Origin of the sequence: Streptomyces sp. WELS2, from assembly GCF_013870595.1 — a bacterium.
Taxonomy (GTDB): Bacteria; Actinomycetota; Actinomycetes; order Streptomycetales; family Streptomycetaceae; genus Streptomyces.
The window spans coordinates 1-3,686 of sequence record NZ_JACBWZ010000635.1 but is presented as its reverse complement, the minus strand read 5'-3'; the positions used below and the strand labels follow the sequence as shown (position 1 = coordinate 3,686).

Below are 3,686 nucleotides of genomic sequence, written 5' to 3'. Positions count from 1 at the left end.
CCGGCGGGCCTGGCCGTACGCAACCTGCGCGCCCTGCGGGACTTCGAGTGGCCCGGGGACCCGTCCCACAGCCCCGAGGTCCCCTAGGGCACCTGCGGCGCGGACGGACCCCCCGCCCCCTGAGCCCCCTCCGGGCCGGCGTTCGCGGCCCTGGTCAGACGGTCGCCGAGCCGCCGTACGCACTCCACCAGTCCGCCCGGCCCGCGCACCGTGAACTCCACCCCCGTCATCGCCAGCCGGACCGCCAGCCACTCCATGGGGTCGCCCGTGGTGCCCCGCAGGACGCAGCCGCCCGTGCCGTCGTCCTCGGGCACCCCCACCCACGCGGGAACCCGCGCGGCGACCTGCTCGGCCGGCGCGGCGAACCGCACCTCGAAGGCGTACGTCTCCTGCCGCCGGTGGATGGACTGCCGCAGGTATTCGGCGGCGCTCCCCGTGGGCGGCTCCCGCGGCGCGAACCGGACGCCGGTCGCGAACGGATCGCTCACCCGGTCCACCCGGAAGGTACGCCAGTCCGCCCGGTCGACGTCGTAGGCCACCAGGTACCAGCGCCGTCCCGTCGACACCAGCCGGTGCGGCTCGGTCAGCCGGCGGGAGGCGCTGCCGTCCTTGTCGCGGTAGGCGAACCGCAGCCGTTCGTGCCCCGCCACCGTGGACGCCATCACGGTCAGCGTCTCCGGCGCGATGGTGGGCCCGTCGCCGAGGGTCAGCGGTGTCGTGGCGGCCTGGAGCGTGGACACCCGGTGGCGCAGCCGGGACGGCAGCACCTGCTCCAGCTTGGCCAGTGCCCGGACGGCCGCCTCGTCCACCCCCTCGATGGCGTGCCCGGCCCCGGCCCGCAGTCCCACCGCGATCGCCACGGCCTCCTCGTCGTCCAGCACCAGCGGCGGCATCGCCTTGCCCGCGACCAGCCGGTACCCGCCGTCCGTGCCCCTCGTCGCCTGCACCGGATACCCCAGCTCGCGCAGCCGGTCCACGTCCCGCCGCACGGTCCGCCGGGACACCCCCAGCCGGTCGGCCAGCTCACCCCCGGGCCACTCACGGGGCGTCTGGAGCAGGGACAGCAACTGGAGCAGCCGGGCCGGTGTGTCGGTCGTCATGGCCACGAGCATGCCGCAGGTTCAGGTCAGGATCTGTCCTATAGCTCCCCTAGGTTCCTCCCATGACCACTCCGACGGCGCTTTCCGCCCCATCTCCCGACCGAACCCGCTGGCTGGCCCTGGCCATCGTCATGACCGCGGCCTTCATGGACCTCGTGGATGTGACGATCGTCAACATCGCCATCCCGTCCATCCAGCGGAACGAACACGCCTCGGTGGGCCAGATCCAGTGGATAACCGCCGGCTACGCGCTCGCCTTCGCCGCCGGACTGATCACCGGCGGCCGGCTCGGCGACATCCACGGCCGCAAGCGGCTGTTCCTCGTCGGCATCGGCGGCTTCACCCTCGCCTCCGCCCTGTGCGGCTTCGCGGCGAACCCGGAGATGCTCGTCGCCTCCCGCTTCCTCCAGGGCGGCATGGCCGCGCTGATGGTGCCGCAGGTGCTGTCGATCGTGCACGCCACCTTCCCGGCCCACGAACGCGGCAAGGTCTTCGGCCTGTTCGGTGCGATCGTCGGCCTCGGCGCGGTCTCCGGCCCGCTGCTCGGCGCGCTGCTGACGGAGTGGAACCTGTTCGGCCTCGAATGGCGGCCCATCTTCCTGATCAACCTGCCCGTCGGGGTGCTCGCCTGGCTGCTGGGCCGCCGGTTCATCACCGAGTCCCGCGCCCCCAAGGCGCTGAAGCTGGACCTCGTCGGGGTCGCCCTGGTCACCCTGGGCCTGCTCATGCTGCTCTACCCGCTGACCCGCGGGCGCGAGCTGGGCTGGCCGCTGTGGGGGTACGTCTCGATGGCCGGCGCCTTCGTCGTCTTCGCGGGGCTGGTGGCCTACGAGCGGCGCAAGGCGGCGCGGGACGGCTCCCCGCTGGTCGAGCTGTCGTTGTTCCGGGTGAAGAGCTTCGCCGCCGGGATCGCCGTACAGACCGTGTTCGGGGTCGCGCTCGGCATCTTCTTCCTGGTCTGGACGCTGTACATGCAGATCGGCCTGGGCTGGAGCCCGCTTCGGGCCGGGCTGACCGGGGTGCCGTTCTCGCTCGCGGTGTCCACGGCGGCCGGGCTGTCGGTGCAGCAGCTGGTACCCCGGTTCGGCCGCAAGGTGCTCCAGACGGGCGCGCTGGTGATGGGCGCGGGCGTGCTGCTCTACCTGTGGGAGGCCGACCGCTACGGCCTCGCCATCGCCTCCTGGCAGATGGCCCTGCCGCTGGTCGTGATGGGTCTCGGCATGGGCCTGATCGTCGCCCCGCTGACCGACGCGGTGCTCTCGGAGGTGCCGCGCGAGCACGCCGGTTCCGCGTCCGGACTGATCAACACCGTGCAGCAGATGGGCAACGCGCTCGGGCTGGGACTGGTGTCGGTGGTCTTCTTCGGGCGGATCGGCGACCGGCTCGCCCCCGCAGAGGTCGGCCCGGCCTTCGCGGGCGCCTTCCGGCACGCGCTGTGGTACGTCGCCGGGATCATGGGCGTGATCTTCCTGCTGATGTGCGCCCTGCCCAGGCGCCCGGCCCAGCACGTGGAGGGCGCGGGGGAGGAGACGCCGGTGACGGCGGTGCCGTCGCCCGAGCGTGAGCCCGAGCCGCAGCCGGCGGGCTGACCGTGTACGGCGAGGGGCCCGGCACCGGACAGGTGCCGGGCCCCTCGCCGTACGGCCGGACGTGCCTCGGCCGGCCCGGCCGGAAGTCTGATCATGCCCGATCGAAGTCCGAACCTGTTTACTTTCCCGGCACGCGGACGTAGCCTCCCTGAGAAACCACACGTTCGGGCATGAGGCGGAGGCGAACGGACATGTACGCACCGGAGCGGCAGCAGGAGATCCTCCGGCTCGCCCGGGACGGCGGCCGGGTGGACGTGCTGTCGCTGGCCGAGGAGTTCCAGGTCACCGCGGAGACCATCCGCCGCGACCTGAAGGCCCTCGACCGCGCCGGTCTGGTCCGCCGGGTGCACGGCGGTGCCATCCCGGTCGGCCGCCTCGACTTCGAGCCGGACCTCGCCGAGCGCGAGTCCACCGCCGCCGACGAGAAGGACCGCATCGCCAAGGCGGCCCTCGCCGAACTGCCCGCCGAGGGCACGGTGATCCTCGACGCCGGTACGACGGTGGCCCGCCTCGCCGCCACCATCCCGCTGGAGGCGTCCCTCACCGTCGTCACGCACAGCCTGCCCATCGCCGCCCGGCTCGCCGACCACCCGGGCATCCAGCTCCACCTGGTCGGCGGCCGGGTACGGCACCGCACGCGCGCCGCCGTGGACGCCTGGGCGCTGCGCGCGTACGGCGAGATCCGCGCCGACGTGCTGTTCGTCGCCGCCAACGGCTTCTCCGCCGAGCACGGCCTGACCACCCCCGACCTCGCCGAGGCCGCGGTCAAACGGGCCGCGGTCGGCGCCGCGCGGCGGGTGGTGCTGCTGGCCGACTCCGGCAAGCACGGCCAGGAGCACTTCGCCCGCTTCGGCGGCCTGGGCGATGTGGACCTGCTGATCACCGACAGCGGGCTGAGCCCGGACGACGCCGCCGCCATCGAGCGCGGCGGCACGGAAGTAGTGCGCGCATGATCCTCACCGTCACCCCCAACCCGTCGCTCGACCGCACCTACGAG

At 73.4% G+C, this 3,686-nt stretch carries 3 protein-coding genes; 2 read left to right on the top strand and 1 reads right to left on the bottom strand.

All coding sequences use genetic code 11. From position 1 onward, the window contains the following. Positions 1-83: 83 nt before the first annotated feature. A complete protein-coding gene (locus H5J33_RS27145; protein WP_181797478.1) occupies positions 84-1,100 on the bottom strand; it encodes a YafY family protein in 1,017 nt (338 codons plus the stop codon). Between the two features lie 62 nt (positions 1,101-1,162). On the opposite strand from H5J33_RS27145, the gene H5J33_RS27140 reads away from it, so the two are divergent. Together H5J33_RS27140 and H5J33_RS27135 are read left to right on the top strand one after the other, a co-directional pair. Beyond that, positions 1,163-2,689, top strand: coding sequence for an MFS transporter (locus H5J33_RS27140; RefSeq protein WP_181797477.1), 1,527 nt, complete (start codon positions 1,163-1,165; stop codon positions 2,687-2,689). A 191-nt stretch (positions 2,690-2,880) separates the two neighbouring features. Further along, positions 2,881-3,642 carry a DeoR/GlpR family DNA-binding transcription regulator gene (locus tag H5J33_RS27135; protein WP_181797476.1) on the top strand — a complete coding sequence of 254 codons (762 nt, stop codon included), beginning with the start codon at positions 2,881-2,883 and terminating at the stop codon, positions 3,640-3,642. Positions 3,643-3,686 lie beyond the last annotated feature (44 nt).